Origin of the sequence: Corynebacterium hindlerae (assembly GCF_014117265.1) — a bacterium.
Lineage (GTDB): Bacteria > Actinomycetota > Actinomycetes > Mycobacteriales > Mycobacteriaceae > Corynebacterium > Corynebacterium hindlerae.
In genome coordinates, this window is sequence record NZ_CP059833.1 from 1,043,382 (window position 1) to 1,058,188 (window position 14,807).

Annotated in this window: 13 protein-coding genes; 2 read left to right on the forward strand and 11 right to left on the reverse strand. The window is 60.7% G+C overall.

Annotated features, from left to right (window positions below; all coding sequences use genetic code 11):
- Nucleotides 1-60 precede the first annotated feature (60 nt).
- Complete coding sequence (locus HW450_RS05055; protein WP_182386901.1) at nt 61-900, forward strand: dienelactone hydrolase family protein; 840 nt, start codon at nt 61-63, stop codon at nt 898-900.
- Here the strand turns inward: HW450_RS05055 and HW450_RS05060 are convergent.
- The 4 genes from HW450_RS05060 to glmM all read right to left on the reverse strand — a co-directional run bounded on the left by HW450_RS05060 (nt 897) and on the right by glmM (nt 4,277).
- Nucleotides 897-1,127: a hypothetical protein gene (locus HW450_RS05060; RefSeq protein WP_182386902.1), complete on the reverse strand. Its 231-nt coding sequence runs from the start codon at nt 1,125-1,127 to the stop codon at nt 897-899. The two genes, HW450_RS05055 and HW450_RS05060, sit on opposite strands and share 4 nt — an antisense overlap.
- The gene (locus HW450_RS05065; RefSeq protein ID WP_182386903.1) at nt 1,121-2,524 is read right to left on the reverse strand and encodes a DUF2339 domain-containing protein; all 1,404 of its coding nucleotides are present in this window, start codon (nt 2,522-2,524) and stop codon (nt 1,121-1,123) included. The genes HW450_RS05060 and HW450_RS05065 overlap by 7 nt, the downstream gene beginning before the upstream one ends.
- A complete protein-coding gene (locus tag HW450_RS05070; protein ID WP_182386904.1) occupies nt 2,512-2,835 on the reverse strand; it encodes a hypothetical protein in 324 nt (107 codons plus the stop codon). The genes HW450_RS05065 and HW450_RS05070 overlap by 13 nt, the downstream gene beginning before the upstream one ends.
- Before the next feature lie 98 nt (nt 2,836-2,933).
- Nucleotides 2,934-4,277, reverse strand: coding sequence for a phosphoglucosamine mutase (glmM, locus tag HW450_RS05075; protein WP_182386905.1), 1,344 nt, complete (start codon nt 4,275-4,277; stop codon nt 2,934-2,936).
- Nucleotides 4,278-4,914: 637 nt separating this feature from the next.
- Between glmM and HW450_RS05080 the strand changes: the two genes are divergently transcribed.
- On the forward strand, nt 4,915-8,091 hold the full coding sequence (locus tag HW450_RS05080; RefSeq protein ID WP_407926276.1) for a proline dehydrogenase family protein: 3,177 nt from the start codon (nt 4,915-4,917) through the stop codon (nt 8,089-8,091).
- 154 nt (nt 8,092-8,245) lie between these two features.
- On the opposite strand, the gene rpsI is transcribed toward HW450_RS05080, so the two are convergent.
- From rpsI to eccCa, 7 genes are all read right to left on the reverse strand, one after another.
- A complete protein-coding gene (rpsI, locus tag HW450_RS05085; RefSeq protein ID WP_182386906.1) occupies nt 8,246-8,791 on the reverse strand; it encodes a 30S ribosomal protein S9 in 546 nt (181 codons plus the stop codon).
- Nucleotides 8,791-9,234: a 50S ribosomal protein L13 gene (gene rplM, locus HW450_RS05090; protein ID WP_182386907.1), complete on the reverse strand. Its 444-nt coding sequence runs from the start codon at nt 9,232-9,234 to the stop codon at nt 8,791-8,793. Before rplM ends, rpsI begins: the two co-directional genes overlap by 1 nt.
- 250 nt (nt 9,235-9,484) lie before the next feature.
- Nucleotides 9,485-9,775, reverse strand: coding sequence for a WXG100 family type VII secretion target (locus tag HW450_RS05095; protein ID WP_182386908.1), 291 nt, complete (start codon nt 9,773-9,775; stop codon nt 9,485-9,487).
- 18 nt (nt 9,776-9,793) lie between these two features.
- Nucleotides 9,794-10,111, reverse strand: coding sequence for a WXG100 family type VII secretion target (locus HW450_RS05100; RefSeq protein WP_182386909.1), 318 nt, complete (start codon nt 10,109-10,111; stop codon nt 9,794-9,796).
- A 113-nt stretch (nt 10,112-10,224) separates the two neighbouring features.
- Entirely contained in the window at nt 10,225-11,097 is an 873-nt protein-coding gene (locus tag HW450_RS05105; RefSeq protein ID WP_182386910.1) for a type VII secretion-associated protein, read from the reverse strand.
- A 9-nt stretch (nt 11,098-11,106) separates the two neighbouring features.
- A complete protein-coding gene (gene eccCb, locus HW450_RS13075) occupies nt 11,107-12,366 on the reverse strand; it encodes a type VII secretion protein EccCb (RefSeq protein ID WP_232843338.1) in 1,260 nt (419 codons plus the stop codon).
- Nucleotides 12,341-14,737, reverse strand: coding sequence for a type VII secretion protein EccCa (gene eccCa / locus HW450_RS05110; RefSeq protein WP_232843339.1), 2,397 nt, complete (start codon nt 14,735-14,737; stop codon nt 12,341-12,343). Before eccCa ends, eccCb begins: the two co-directional genes overlap by 26 nt.
- Nucleotides 14,738-14,807 lie beyond the last annotated feature (70 nt).

The following is a 14,807-nucleotide window of genomic DNA, read 5'->3' on the forward strand; positions in this document are numbered from 1 at the left end:
CAGGTCTCAGCTTCTGCTATCAGCTAACCTCAAGCCGGTTTTCCACTATCCTTAACAGGTGTGGCTGAGAATTTGAACAAACTCGTGAGCAAACTGTCCAAGCGTGGCCCGCACCGGGTCCTCGTCGGCGACCTGGAATATGCTGGTCTGCCAGGAAAGATTTATACGCCAGCAGAAGGAAATGGTCTTCCTGCTGTTGCGTTCGGCCACGATTGGATGACCGACATCAAGCGTTATCACGCGACCCTGCGTCACCTCGCTTCGTGGGGAATCGTGGTCGCCGCTCCGAACACTGAAAAAGGCTTTATGCCGGATCACCGCGGTTTCGCGGCAGACTTGGAGACGACTCTCCAGATCCTCACCGGAGTCAAACTAGGTACCGGTGCTGTGACTGTCGCACCGGGAAAGATCGGTTTCGCTGGCCACGGCATGGGCGCCGGGTGCGCCGTTTTGGCAGCTGCCGGACGCAATCACATCAAAGCGGTGGCGGCCCTTTACCCTGCTGCGACCTCTCCTTCTTGTGAGGACGCAGCTATGAACGTTAACGTCCCGGGATTCGTCCTAGGCCAAACGGAGCGCGACTTTGTCACTACCGGTAATCCGGTGAATGTGGCCGCTCGTTGGGCGGGTTCCTGCACATATCGCGAGATCGAGGGCGCAACCCAGCAGGGTTTCCCCGAATTGTCCTTCTCTCGGTTGGCCGTCGGTATGGGACGCCCACAGACTGGGGCGCAGGAAATCACCCGCGCATTACTCACAGGCTTCCTCCTGCACCGGCTGGATGGCCAGCACAAGTACTCTGGTTTCTCCAACGCGGAGGCCACGGCAAAGAAAGTCACCAGTTTTGACGCCACCGGGGTTCGCCTGAAGCTCGACGAGATCGAGCACACCGCCTTCTAACCGCGCTGACTCCGCAGCACACTCCGCACCGCAGTCGGTCGTCCCACTCGGGGGCCACGAGGCTGCGGTGCTGCGCTTATCGACGCCACAGGCTGCTCACTCACCGCCTTCCGCGCATTCGCTGCTGTGTTATTCGCTTGGGCAAGTTCAGCTTCAAAATCAGCCATGCGCTGCGCAGCCCGCTCACGGAATCGCTCCATCACCGTGTCAAAGTCGGGTTTCACCACGCACCTGCCTTTCGAGCCACACCGCTACTTGCCAGCTCTGGTTCCGGTGCCGGTGGTGGCTCTGCGACAACTGGTGGCTCCTCAGCAACCGGCGGTGGCGGAACGTGCTGCTTCGGTGGTGGCGGAGGCTCCTCAGCAACCGGCGGTGGCGGAACGTGCTGCTTCGGTGGTGGCGGAGGCTCCTCAGCAACCGGCGGTGGCGGAACGTGCTGCTTCGGTGGTGGCGGAGGCTCCTCAGCAACCGGCGGTGGCGGTTCTGCGGCAGGAGGAGCTTCTGGTTCGGGCGCAGCAACGCACTCCTCTAACGCGGTGATAATCACGCCGATGATGGCGACCATGATTCCAATTCCAAGGACGGCCGACAGTGGCGAGGAATCGCATTCCGGTGTGTCAGTTTCGGTCTCGCAATCCGCTGGCTCTTCGGGGACGTCCGCCGGTGCCTCGCAGTCCTTGACTGCAGGTGGTTCCACTGCCGAAGGTTCGACAGGTGCTGGCGTTTTAGGCTCAAATGTTGGTTCCGGAAGTTTCTCTACCGGTGGTTCCACAGTGGCAGGTTGCACGGGTGGCGCTGTCGGTGCAGGCGACACTTCCGGTGCAGTGGGCGGTGCCGGTGGCGTAGCCGCTGGCGTTGTCGCTGGTGCGGGGCCGGGCGCTGGGCCCGCCGGTGCCGGAGCCGGTGCCGGTGCAGGTGGCGCCGAAGCCGGAGCGACGTCGCATGGTGGCGCTGGTGGGCATTCCACGGGTTGTTCGCACGCGAGAGGTACTGGTTGGATATCTTCCCCGCAGATCTCGGAGCCCCGCTGGATGAGTTGGTTGTAAATGTCGGATACGCACGTGTCGCGTTCCGCCGCAATCCCTATTACCCCGCTTCCGCACTGGTTGATGAGCGAATCGGCGGCGGAGAGTACAGCGCGGTACTCCCTGGGGTGTTTTTCCTTATTGATCATTCGTAGCAACGAACACAGTTGTGACACCGTTGATTTGGTCTCTGAGCACAGTTTTTCGGCGCACTCCCCTGTGGTCTTTTCCACGTCGTCGAGCCGATCTGCTGCCTTTGTGGTGTCTTCGCCGAATTCCTCGGCTTTTTCGTCCGATGCGATCCAATCCCAGGCTTTGGAGATGAGCGTTTCCGTGATGGCTCCCCCGATGATGCCGACGAGCATGGCACCAATCTGCGGCAGAACTCGCCCGTTTTTCACTCCAGTTGCCCGGCCACCAGACGTGATGTCGGTCTGCTTTTTGCGCAGCTCATTGGTGTCAATGCCCGCTGTGCTGTTCAACGCTTCAGCTACTTTGTCGGAAGAATGCGCAGGGCCATTCCAGTCGGCTCCGGCGGCAACGCGTAAGGATTCAATTGCTTCGTCGTAAAGCCGCTGCGCTTTCTTTACTTTGCCCATGTCAGCCCCTGCTGCGCTACTGCGTCGAGTGCCGCTTCGTTGTGGGTGTCCGCCTCGCCCACGGTCGTAACGTCCCGGCGCGCTGCATCGGTCACCGCCACGGTTTGCTGCATGAGCTCGAGATTTCGCCGGTGCAGCGCCGAGTACACCTGATTCAAGGCAGCGCCGTGACCTGCGAAATCACGTCCGGCGGCCAGAGCGGAGAAGCCTGGCGTGATTGCTCGGTGGCGTGTGATTTCCGTTTCGGTGGCGTCGATAAGGCTGCGCAATACGTTGGTGCTTGCCAGCACATCGACCTTCAGATCGAACACAAAAATTCCCCCTGTGAAAAGTCAGATTAGTGAAAACCCCTTCACTATGTTTTGACTCTCCACAGGGGGCAAAAGGTTCCCTCGCGGCGAAAACTTTTTTACACGGCGGCCACAACTGCAGCGAGGCGACCTGCGATCCGCACTGCGGTATCGGCGTCTGCGGCTTCCACCATCACTCGGAAAATTTCTTCAGTGCCGGAGGCTCGGAGCAGGACGCGGCCGGCTTCCCCGAGCTCCGCCTCAGCCTCGGCGATCGCACTAATGACGCGCTCGTCCGACATAATGACGGATTTGTCCGTAACCGGGACATTGATGAGCTTCTGTGGCAGCACGGTCATCGCCCCTGCCAGAGTCTTTAGCGATGATGCGGTTTCCGCCATCCGCGCCATCAGAGTCAAGCCGGTGAGGATACCGTCTCCGGTAGTGCCATAGTCGGGGATCACCACGTGGCCGGACTGCTCGCCGCCCAGCGACAGGCTCGAACGACGCAGCTCTTCCAGCACGTACCGGTCTCCCACCTTGGTGGTCTTCACTTCAATGCCGGCATCTTTCATCGCCAGCATCAATCCGAGGTTGGACATGACCGTGGCAACGAGGGTGTTCTTCCGCAGCTCACCGTTTTCCTTCATTGCGATCGCCAGAATCGCCATGATCTGGTCCCCGTCGACCACGTTTCCGTCGGCGTCGACGGCCAGGCACCGGTCAGCATCGCCGTCATGGGATAAGCCAAGGTCAGCGCCATGCTTCACGACGGCCTTCTGGATCTGTTCGATGTGAGTGGAACCGCAGTCCTCGTTGATGTTGTACGAGTTAGGCTTGTTGTGAATTGCCACAACTTCGGCGCCAGCCACTGCATACGCTAGCGGACCAACCTCAGATGCCGCACCGTTCGCGCAGTCCACCACTACTTTGATTCCGCTGAGGTCCGTCTTCACAGCCTCGGCCAAGTGATTCAGGTACCGCTCCTGCGCGTCTGGGGCTTCCTCGATGACGCGTCCCACCCCATAACCAGTAGGGCCACAGTCCTGCATCGAGTTCATGACGCTTTCGATTTCGTCTTCGACCTCATCAGCCAGCTTGTGCCCACCGGCGGCGAAGAACTTGATGCCATTGTCTGGCATTGGGTTGTGGCTCGCGGAGATCATCACGCCCATGTCAGCGCCGTAGTCGTCGGTAAGGAATGCCACCGCAGGCGTAGGGAGCACTCCCACGCGCAACACGTCCACGCCACGCGACGCCATACCAGCCGATAGTGCCGCGGCCAGCATTTCTCCTGATACTCGTGGATCGCGACCCACCACAGCCGTTGGGCGTCTCTTAGAGCTACGGTTCTCTCTCGTGAGCACCTCTGCGGCTGCTTGTCCCAGGCGCAGCGCCAGGTTGACGGTCAGGTTTTCGTTGGCGAGTCCACGCACGCCGTCAGTTCCAAAGAGTCGAGCCATAGCTTTCATTATGCCTTGGGCCCGGCTTATTTCTGGTAGCCGGGTTGATTGGGGCGCGGGAGGGTGTTCCATGTTCAACGATAGTGCCGGCATTTTCTTTGCCAATCGCTGGGATTTCGCATCTCCCGCACCTAGATGCTTTTCCAGCCCCTACGCCCGGCGGGTTAAACGCTAAGCCCCCGACATTACGCCCCCGACAATGCCCCAAAATCGCCCCAATGAGCCCGAACTTCGGGCGGGTAATGTCGGGACCAAAAGAAACGCCGCCCCACCATCGACCAAAACGTAACTGCTGGGAATATTGGGGCAATTGGGGATGTCCTGGCTACCGCGTTGTCCCCGACAATACGCCCCCGACATTACGGCCCCGACAATGCCCCAAAATCGCCCCAATGAGCCCGAACTTCGGGCGGGTAATGTCGGGGACAACCCACAAACAACGCGACAAACCCCGCCTACCCCACCCAGACTAGGTCAATGTGAACCCCATCACTATATTAAAGGGGGGTGTTCCCATATTCTGGGAATGACCTACACCAACCTGTGGCAGCATCGCCACCACTGATGAGGTCACAGTGGTCACCACACCAGTACCTGCTTTCTAATAAAACACCAAGTTATCCCAAGGAGGCTAGCCTTGACCGACTCCCTTGCCACCGTTATTTCCCGCGCCGCTGACCAGGCATCCGCGTGGCACTCGTCGATTTCAGATGACAATCAGATTTCTGAAATGGTCCGTCATGAGGGCGGTATCGATTTCACGATGCGTTTTGTGGATAAGGTTGCTCGCCCCTCCGACAACACGGCAGCTGCGAAGGCCCTCAGCGAGCTTCCTGATCCGCCCGGATTCGTGAGCGGTATCGACCGCCTGTTGTTCAAGGCCGGGGCGCAGATCGCTCCGCTGCTGCCGAGCATTGTCATTCCGACAGCTAAGCGCCGGTTCCGCCAGCTGGTGGGAGACCTCATTTTGGATGCAGATGGCGAGAAGCTCAACAAGCTCCTTGACGAGGCCGCCCAGCAGGGCGTACAGCTCAATCTCAACCTGCTCGGTGAGGCTGTCTTGGGAGAAAAGGAGTCAGACAAGCGACTGGCAGACACCATCGAACTGGTGAAGAACCCGCGCGTATCGTACGTTTCTATCAAGGCCTCGTCGGTCGCCGCGCAGCTGAATCAGTGGGACATGGAGGGCAGCTTGGAGCGCCTCAAGGATCGTCTGCGTCCGCTGTACCGCGCTGCACGAGACAATGAGGTTTTTGTCAACCTGGACATGGAGGAATACAAGGACCTCCAGCTCACGGTGCGCCTGTTTAAAGAGCTGCTCAGCGAGAATGAATTCCACACCTATCACGCAGGCATTGTGCTCCAGGCTTATCTGCCAGACTCCTTCGCAGCGCTCCAGGAGATCACAGAATTCGCCCGTGCCCGCACTGAACAGGGCGGTGCCAACATCAAAGTGCGCTTTGCTAAGGGCGCGAACCTGTCGATGGAAAAGGTCGAAGCTGAGCTGCACGACTGGCCACAGGCCCCTTACCTGACCAAGCACGAGGTGGACGCGAACTACTACCGGATGCTTGACTACGTGCTCCAGCCGGAGAACGCTGACGCGATTCGCATCGGCGTGGCCAGCCACAACCTGTTCACCATCGCGTTTGCTAAAGAACTGGCCAAAGAACGTGGCGTGGAAAAACAGATCGACATGGAAATGCTACAGGGCATGGCGCCAGCGATCGGTGAGGAAATCCTCTACACGCCAGTGGTCCGCGCAGAAGACTTCGACGTCGCCGTCTCCTACCTGGTGCGCCGCTTGGAAGAAAACGGTGCTGAGGAAAACTTCCTTCACGCCCAAGCCGTCGGCGATTTCTCGGGTCAGCGCGATGCGTTTCTCCGCGCTGTAGCGGACCGGTGGAATGTGCGTGACACTCCGCAACGCGATCAGGACCGTGGCGTCGATAAGCAAGCGCGTTACTCCACTGGCGCGTTCCGCAACGAACCCGACACCGACCCGGCGTTGCAGGCCAACCGCGAGTGGGCCTTGCGCCACCTCGCCACAGACCCCGGCCCGACGCAATCCCCGCTGGTCACCGACCCGGCCGTCATCGATGAGGCCGTGGCCCGGGCCCGCGCGGCCGCCTCGCCGGATAACCGCGTGGAACTGCTGCTTCGGGCTGCGGATGCACTGGCACGGCACCGTGGTGATTTGGTCTCGGTCATGGCGCATGAAGCGGGCAAGACGGTCGACCAATCGGACCCGGAGATTTCCGAGGCCATCGACTTCGCCACCTACTACGCCTCTTGCGCCGAACAGCTCGATGACCGTTTCACCCCGCACGATGTGGTCGTGGTGACCCCGCCGTGGAACTTCCCCGTCGCTATCCCCATGGGTGGCGTGTTCGCTGCCCTGGCAGCTGGTGCGCGAGTGATTTTGAAGCCCGCACCACAAACCTTGCGCTGCGCCGAGGTGGCTGTGGCTGCCCTTCGCGAGGCAGGCATCACCGAGGACATACTCCAGATGGTCAACGCCGACGAAGCCGAAGCCGGCAAACGCCTCATCTCCCACCCCGATGTGGACTGCGTGGTGCTCACCGGTGCCTCCGAGACCGCCAAGCTATTCCGCTCCTGGCGCCCAGAGATGAAGCTGCTGGCGGAAACCTCCGGTAAGAACGCCATCATCGTCACCCCGCACGCCGACCCTGACCTCGCGGTCGCCGATGCCTACAAGTCAGCCTTCGGCCACTCCGGCCAGAAGTGCTCCGCCGCCTCCCTGCTGATCCTGGTGGGCGACTGCGGGCGTTTCAAGAGCCAGCTTGTCGACGCCGTCTCCACCCTCCGCGTCGGCCGCGGCACCGACATCTCCACCACGATGAACGGCCTCATCGAAGCCCCAGGCGAAAAACTCAAGCGCGGCCTCACCAAGCTGGAACCGGGAGAGTCGTGGCTGCTCAAGCCACGAGAAATCGAACCTGACCTGTGGACCCCAGGCATCCGTGACAACGTCCAGCCTGGCTCCTGGTTCCACACCACCGAGTGCTTCGGCCCCGTCACGGGCATCATGTACGCCTCCACGCTGGAAGAAGCCATCGAATGGCAAAACTCCACCGGGTTCGGACTCACAGGTGGCCTGCATTCCCTCGACGAAGACGAAATCGCCTACTGGCGCGAACACGTTGAAGTAAGCAACGCCTACATCAACCGCGGTATCACCGGTGCGATCGTGGAACGGCAGTCCTTCGGCGGTTGGAAGAACTCCGCCATTGGTCCTGGCGCCAAGGCTGGTGGCCCGAACTACGTGGCACAGTTCGGCACCTGGACCGACGGCACTTTGGAGCCGCTATCTGGCGTGTCCCTGTCGCCTGAGGTCACGCGCCAGCTGCGCGCCTCTTCCCTGTCAGATGAGGACCTCACCTGGGTCACCCGCGCCGCCGAGCTGGACGCACAGGCCTGGGCCACCGAGTTCGCCGTGGAGCACGACCGCGCGGCACTGCGCTGCGAATCCAACGTGTTCCGCTACGTCCCGGCAGAGTCCTACCTGTACTACGCCTCGGACTTGTCTCCGCGCGAAGAGTTGCGGCTAAAGATCGCAAGCACTCTCACCGGGGTGCCTCTGGTTCGCCTCACTGCTCCGGATTTCCCAGCGTCCTCCCGGATCCGCATCATCGGCACCGCGCCGGATTCCTTCCGCGTCAAGGCCGCCGAGAACGGCTCCTACCTTGCCGAAGGCCCACTGCTTGCCGACGGCCGGATCGAACTGCAGCTCTTCCTCAAGGAGCAAGCAATCTCGCAGACTATGCATCGCTTTGGGGTGCTCTTGAAGTAGGGATTGCGCGGCGGGATTTAGCGTACGGATGGTACTTTTCAAGCCTGGATCGTCCCATCCATACGCTTGATTTCCCCCCCTCAAAAACTAAAACACCGCCCCAGCCCCGATGGTGTTTCGGGAGGGGCGGTGTTTCGCGTAAGTACGAAGCGTATTAACGCTTGGAGTACTGAGGTGCGCGACGTGCCTTGTGGAGACCAGCCTTCTTGCGCTCGACTGCACGAGCGTCACGGGTGAGGAAGCCAGCCTTCTTCAGGGCTGCGCGGTCAGCTGGGTTGTAAGCGTTCAGCGCGCGAGCGATCGCGAGGCGGAATGCGCCAGCCTGGCCGGTTGGGCCACCACCGGTGAGGTTTGCGTGGATGTCGAACTGGCCTTCGCGGTCGATCAGGACCAGTGGGGCCTTGATCAGCTGCTGGTGCAGCTTGTTCGGGAAGTAGTCTTCCAGGGAGCGGCCGTTGCACTTGAACTCGCCGGTGCCTGGCACCATGCGGACGCGGACGATGGCGCGCTTACGACGACCGACGGTCTGGATTGGGCCGTCCATCTCGATAGGAGCAGCAACAGCTGCTTCTTCGGTAGGCTCTGGGGCTACGATGTCGCCGATGGTGTTGGTGAACTCTTCGGTAGCAGCGGTTGCAGCAGCGATGTCTGCAGCGTCAGCCTGAAGATCCTGGTTCTCGGTTACGTTCTGTTCAGTCATTACTGTGCCACCTGCTTGATTTCGAAGGTCTCAGGCTTCTGAGCAGCGTATGGGTGCTCGGAACCTGCGAAGACGTGCAGCTTCTTTACGGAAGCGCGGGTCAACTTGTTGTGCGGCATCATGCCCTGGATTGCCTCGAAGACAACGCGCTCTGGGTGCAGTTCCATAGAACGGCCCAGGGAAAGGGTCGTCAGACCACCTGGGTAGCCAGAGTGGCGGTAACGGAACTCGGTGTCGCGCTTGTTCGCGGAGATGTGCACCTTGTCAGCGTTGATAACGATGACGTGGTCACCGCAGTCAACGTTTGGTGCGAAGTATGGCTTACGCTTGCCGCGGAGCAGGTCAGCAGCGGTAACTGCGAGGCGCCCCAGAACCACATCAGTAGCGTCAATGACGTACCACTTGCGGGTTACGTCACCGCTCTTTGGGTGAAAAGTAGACAAAATGACTCCTTATAAGTCTGTCTAGGAACTGCCAGCCAAGACGCGTGCGCACAAGATCCGATTCGGCGGCCGGTGGAGACCCGAACGGCTGCTGCCCCTTGGGGCTGCACACACAGACAACCAATCCTAAAACATGAGTGCCTAAAAGTGAAAATCGCGCCGGCGCCACCCGCACTCGCCTTCCACAACGAGTAGTGTGCGGGTGGCGCCTGCGCGAACAGCAGACCCCGGTTGATGGTTGGTAGTAGGTTTAGCCCCAGCTTGCTGCGGCCATGCGGTTGATGTCGCTCATGCGGTCGTTTCCTTCGCGGACGGTCTTGGAGATCGTCGCGAGGATGGTGTTGAGCTCGTTCGCGGCGCGATCCCACTTAGCCTGAGCTTCATTGTAGGCCGTCGCGGAGTCACCTTCCCAGGATGTCACCATGGGCTGGAGTTGGGACTTGAGGCCGTCGAGAAGCGAGTTGATGCGGCCGGAGGTGGCGTTGATGTCGGCTGCTGCGTTTTCGATTTCGCCGAATTGGTACTTGATCATGCTTTCCATGGTTTCCCCCTGTTGGTGTTAGAGCGCGAGGCCTTGGGCTTCGATGTTGTTGAATGCGCTGGCGTTTTCGGCTTCCATGCCGTCGAAGTTTTTCGCGTTGTGGCGGATGTTGTCGGCGATGGCTTGGAGTGCTTCGTGCAGTTCGCGTGCCGAGGTGTTCCAGCGCTCCATCAGGCTGTCAAAGCTGACTTGTGCGTTGCCGGCCCAGCTGCCGCGGAGACCGTCGACGACGCTGCGCAGCCTGGTCAGTTCCCCTTGTACTTCATTGTTGGTGCCATCGACGCGCCCGGCGGCGGCAACCATGACATCAGCTTCAGTCCTGAACAGTTGAGTCATTTCTGTGATTCCCCCGTATGAATGGTGTGTAGTGTGGGGCCAATTTTTTTGCCCTCATTATGTTTAGACTCCGCGAGCGCCCGAAAAGGTTCCATTATTTTTAAAAAAAGTTTTTAGCTCAGGCCCAAGCTCTCTACTGCCATGGTGCAAGCTGCTTTTTGCGCGATGGTGGGTTCTCCCTTGCTGTGACAACCGACGCTGAATTGTTGCCCAGCGGTAACCCACACAACCCAGGCCACAGTGCTGCCGTCTCCTGGGGTTTCGAGGTATTCGACGGTGGGGTCGTTGGGGCGCAGGTTCCGCGTTACTCTTTCTTCGAGTGTCGGGTCGCTGGCCACCATACTGGATATTTCGGTGCGGATGGCGCCTGCGTCGACGCCGTAGGTGTTATCGACAGCAATGAGGATTCTCATGTTGGGGTCTTCTCCTGTGGCAACAAGGATGCCGTCTTCCCGGGGCCCGATGCGAAACCCCGGCGGCAAGGTAAGCCGGACGCGTTCGTATTCCATCACCACCCCATGGGAAGGCGTGGGCGAAGCGGTAGCCACGGGGTTTTCCGCCCGCGCGGTGGTGTGTGGCTGGCTATCAATCCCCCACCAACTCAACACCAAAACGGTAATGATCACCAGCGCGACGGCGACATGGAACAGGCTCACCGTTGGCAACGCTGCTTTACGACGTCCCTTGGTTGGTCTCCGGATCGCCTTCGGCGCCTGGTGGTCTGTTTCGACTTCATCAGCGTTGTAGGCTGCCACGGACTTGTTCAGGAGTGTGCGGGTGAGGACTTCGACGGCCCGGTCTGGCCCGGTGATCGCGACTTCAATGTCGGGCCAGACCCCGTCGGCCATGACTTTCAGCTGGTCAACGACGGCTGCTACCGCCCACCCCGCCAGGATCCCGGAGCAGGGCAGGTCGTATCGGTGTATTTGTTCCTCTGCTTCGAAGATGGTGGCGTTCTCCAGCACCGTCACCGTGATGAGTTTCATGGTTCTTCCTTAGGTTTGCGCTACGTGGCATGCCCCGATCGTGGTGCCGGCGACGTGCCACACACCGCGGCCTGGGATTTGCTTGGTTGGTTTGATGCCGAAGATGCGGCCTTCGTCTGGGTCGGCGTCGAGAAGCAGCACGCTGGGCGAGTTATCTTTGACGGTGGCGAAAAACGGGGTGTACAGCGCGCGCCCAATACCGCCTGATTTCCTAGCGACGACAATGTGCAAACCAATGTCACGGGCGTGCGGGATGAGCGGAATGAGTGGCTGCAATGCGCCTTCCGCAAGCAGGTCATGGTCGTCGATAAGCAGGTAAATCTCCGGCCCTGACCACCACGACCGGGCGCGCAGGTCGGCGGCAGTGACGTCAGCGCCCGGCAGTCGGCCCTTGAGCGTGGTGGCGGCGCTGGCGACTGCCTGGCTGATGGCGTCCGTGGTGGCGCCGTAGGCTGCGACCATGTCTGCGGGGAAGGCGTCGAGGTGGCTGCGGCGCGGGTCAATAACCACCAAGCGCGCGACCTCCCGCCCGAGCTTGACGACGCCACTGCCCACCGTCCTCATGAACCCCGTCTTTCCGGAACCTTGCCCGCCAATGCACAGCACATGCGGTGAAGATTCCGGGTCCCACCCGAGCGCACCAAGACTGGGGCCACCCACCCCGAAGGGGATGCCCGGGCAGTGCCCCGCCTCGGCCACCGCCAAGGACACGGGCAGTTCCTTAAGACGCGGCACCGGAGGCAGGTTCGTGCTACGCGCCGCCATGATGACATGCCCGACATCCTGGTTGGTGGAATACGCCACCAGGATTGATTCGCCCTCATTGCTCAGCCCTCTGCCCGGCTTATCCGAGAGCTTTTGTTGCGCTTTGCGGTCAATCACTGAATCCATCGGCTCGCCGAGCTTGAGCTCTATCCGGGTGCCCAGCAAGTCTCGGATCGCGGGGCGGATCAGGTTCCATCGCGGTGTACTGAGCAACAAATGGACCCGCGCCGCCAAACCATCAGATGCGATGGCGACAAACGAGTCATAGAGTTCCTCAAAATCGCTGCTCACCACGTGCCAACCGTCCACCACGAGGAACGTGTGGCCCGGCTGCGGATCATCGATGAAGCTCCGTACTTCGTCCACTACACGTCTTACCTTCTCGGGATCATTTTTGTGTGCGACCCCAGCAACGTGAGGCATGGCCGCCATCGCGCCCAACTCCGTACCCGCCAAGTCGAGGATGTAGCACCGCAGATCAGCAGTGTGATGGGGTGGCAGCAAGTGACAACACGATGCTGCGCAGCGCCGTCGTCTTGCCGGAACGCGGACCACCGCACACCACGGCGTGCCCGGCGCCGCCACTTAAATCCACCACGAAAGGGTCCTGCCGCTGGTGGAACGGCCGGTCCACCATACCGATGGCGGCCTGGCACATCCCCAGCTCATCAGCCACCCCGGCCAACGGCAGCTGGTCCGGCAGTGGAGGCAACCACATTTGGTGGGCATGCCACCGCACCTGCTGGCCCGCAGCCACGATCACCTTAATCAACGCGCCCAGCACCGTCCGAGAAGAATCCAACTGGTATTGGGCCTCCTCCGGTTCCGCGATATCAGCAGCACTGCAAAACAGTTGCACGCCCAATTGGTCAGTGTCGGTTCCCACCACGCGGACGGGAACTGGTCCGGACACATAACTCGCTTGGAACCTAGTGACATCATTGGCATCAGACTTAATGAACCCAGCGCCCGGCGTCGCCGGAAGATGGTACGCATCCACCACGCCCAACACCTGGCGGGACTCCGACGCCGAAAACGTCTTGAGCCCAATGCGGTAGGAAAGGTGCGAATCCAAGCCCCGCAGCCGACCTTCTTCCAGCCGCTGGCTGGCCAGCAACAGATGCATATGCAACGACCTGCCCAGTCGGCCGACCGCCACAAAGAGATCCGCAAAATCCGGGTGCTGGCCCAGCAGCTCAGAGAACTCATCCAGCACGATCACCAACGCAGGAAGGGGCGGAAGATGCGGATGGGTGCTCTCCCGAGCAGTCTGGTACTCGCCTACATTGGCGAAATTCCCCGCTTGCCGCAACACCTCTTGCCTACGCGTCAGCTCACCGCTAATCGCCTCATGCATGCGCTCCACTAGGCTCGATTCATCCGCCAAGTTGGTAATCACCGCGGAGGTGTGGGGCAAATCGTCGAGTCCTAAGAAAGTAGCGCCACCCTTGAAATCGACCAACACAAAATTGAGTTCCTCCGGGGAGTGAGTGAGCGCCAAGGACAGCACGAATGTTTTCAGCGCTTCGGATTTGCCACTGCCAGTCGCCCCGATGCACAGCCCATGAGGCCCCACCCCGCCGTGTGCGGATTCCTTAATGTCCAGGTACAGGGGCGCACCTGATTCGGTGACTCCGATCGGTACGTTCAACCGTTGCTGCGCGCTCTTGCTCGGCCGCCACAGCTGTTCAGGGCGTAATTCTTCCAGTTCAGCGATGCCGTGCAGACCTAAGAAATCGAGGGAGCGGGTCGCGGTAGCTGCGGGGCGTCGATAAGCGGTAAGCGTGCGGGCGCAGTGCAGCGCCGCAGCCTCACTGAGAACGTCTGCCGCGCCGATATCCTCCAGCCCGCCTTCCGTGTGCACCGTCAGCGTCCGCGCTGAATCCGCGCCAACCGTCAGCCACAGCCCCTCAGTGAGGGCCCACTCCCCCACCTCGCTGTACTCGTGGTGACCGAGCGCAACGATGGTCGTCCACTGCGGATTATCCAGCTCAGTACTAATGTCGGCGGTGTCGTCTGCTATCAGAATCCGAAAGCGGGCGGATTGTGGCTCCCGCGCATGGGGCAACCACTTTGTCCAGGCCAGCGAGTCCCCACGTGCCTCAATCCCGACGCACTCCGGACCGTGATGAAACGCCAACTGGATAATCAACGCGCGGGCCAGCTCACCCGCCATCGGCCCAGCCACCCCGAGGTAACGAAACGCCTGCAGCTGCACAGCCACCGGCATATGCGGCACTGATCCCACCGAGCGAACCGTATGCCGCAACGACACCGCACACACCGGGTCCAGGTCCTCTGGAGCTCCAGAATCTGGCACTACCACTGGGGTACATAACGCAGTGGTTCCCAGCCCCAACCGGACTTCCAGCGCATCAGGATCATCGGGATTGCGCTCCCACAACCGCCGGGTTCCCACCATTGCCCCAAGCAACGCCGGGTCCGGATGTTTGTGCACCTCCGCGGCCCGCTGCGCTGAGGCATTACGGACCGCGGAATCCCGCACCGCACTCAAATGCCGCAGGTAGGCACGGCGAGTTTCATCAATATCGTCGCCCGGTGGAGAGCCGAACATGGTGGCCATGCTCATCAGCATCATGACGGGAAACATGAGCATCATCGGGTGAGCCTGCCCGCCCGCCGTGATCATCAGTGCGAGCATTCCGCCGATGGCCACGAGCATGATCACTGGCATGAGTATGCGCACCAATGGCATGGGCTGTGGTTTTGACGCCGGAGGGATTTTCTCCGTGTGGATGGATCCGCTTGGTACGGGTGGCGCGGGTTCACGCTCCGCCATACTGATCGGCGCAATCACGTATTCTGGTTCGAATTCCAGCTGGTCATGAAGTGGTTCGAGCGACGTCGATGTCATTATTCCCCCAGGTTGAGTGTTTGATTCCACGAGCTTCCCCCGAAGCTTCGAGTGGACACGGCGCCAAGTT

What these genes read in the sequence shown, in the direction of transcription:
- HW450_RS05065 (WP_182386903.1), bottom strand. Translation starts at nt 2,524, where the DNA reads ATGGGCAAAGTAAAGAAAGCGCAGCGGCTTTACGACGAAGCAATTGAA.
- glmM (WP_182386905.1), bottom strand. Translation starts at nt 4,277, where the DNA reads ATGGCTCGACTCTTTGGAACTGACGGCGTGCGTGGACTCGCCAACGAA.
- rpsI (WP_182386906.1), bottom strand. Translation starts at nt 8,791, where the DNA reads ATGACTGAACAGAACGTAACCGAGAACCAGGATCTTCAGGCTGACGCT.
- HW450_RS05095 (WP_182386908.1), bottom strand. Translation starts at nt 9,775, where the DNA reads ATGGAAAGCATGATCAAGTACCAATTCGGCGAAATCGAAAACGCAGCA.
- HW450_RS05100 (WP_182386909.1), bottom strand. Translation starts at nt 10,111, where the DNA reads ATGACTCAACTGTTCAGGACTGAAGCTGATGTCATGGTTGCCGCCGCC.
- HW450_RS05105 (WP_182386910.1), bottom strand. Translation starts at nt 11,097, where the DNA reads ATGAAACTCATCACGGTGACGGTGCTGGAGAACGCCACCATCTTCGAA.
- eccCa (WP_232843339.1), bottom strand. Translation starts at nt 14,737, where the DNA reads ATGACATCGACGTCGCTCGAACCACTTCATGACCAGCTGGAATTCGAA.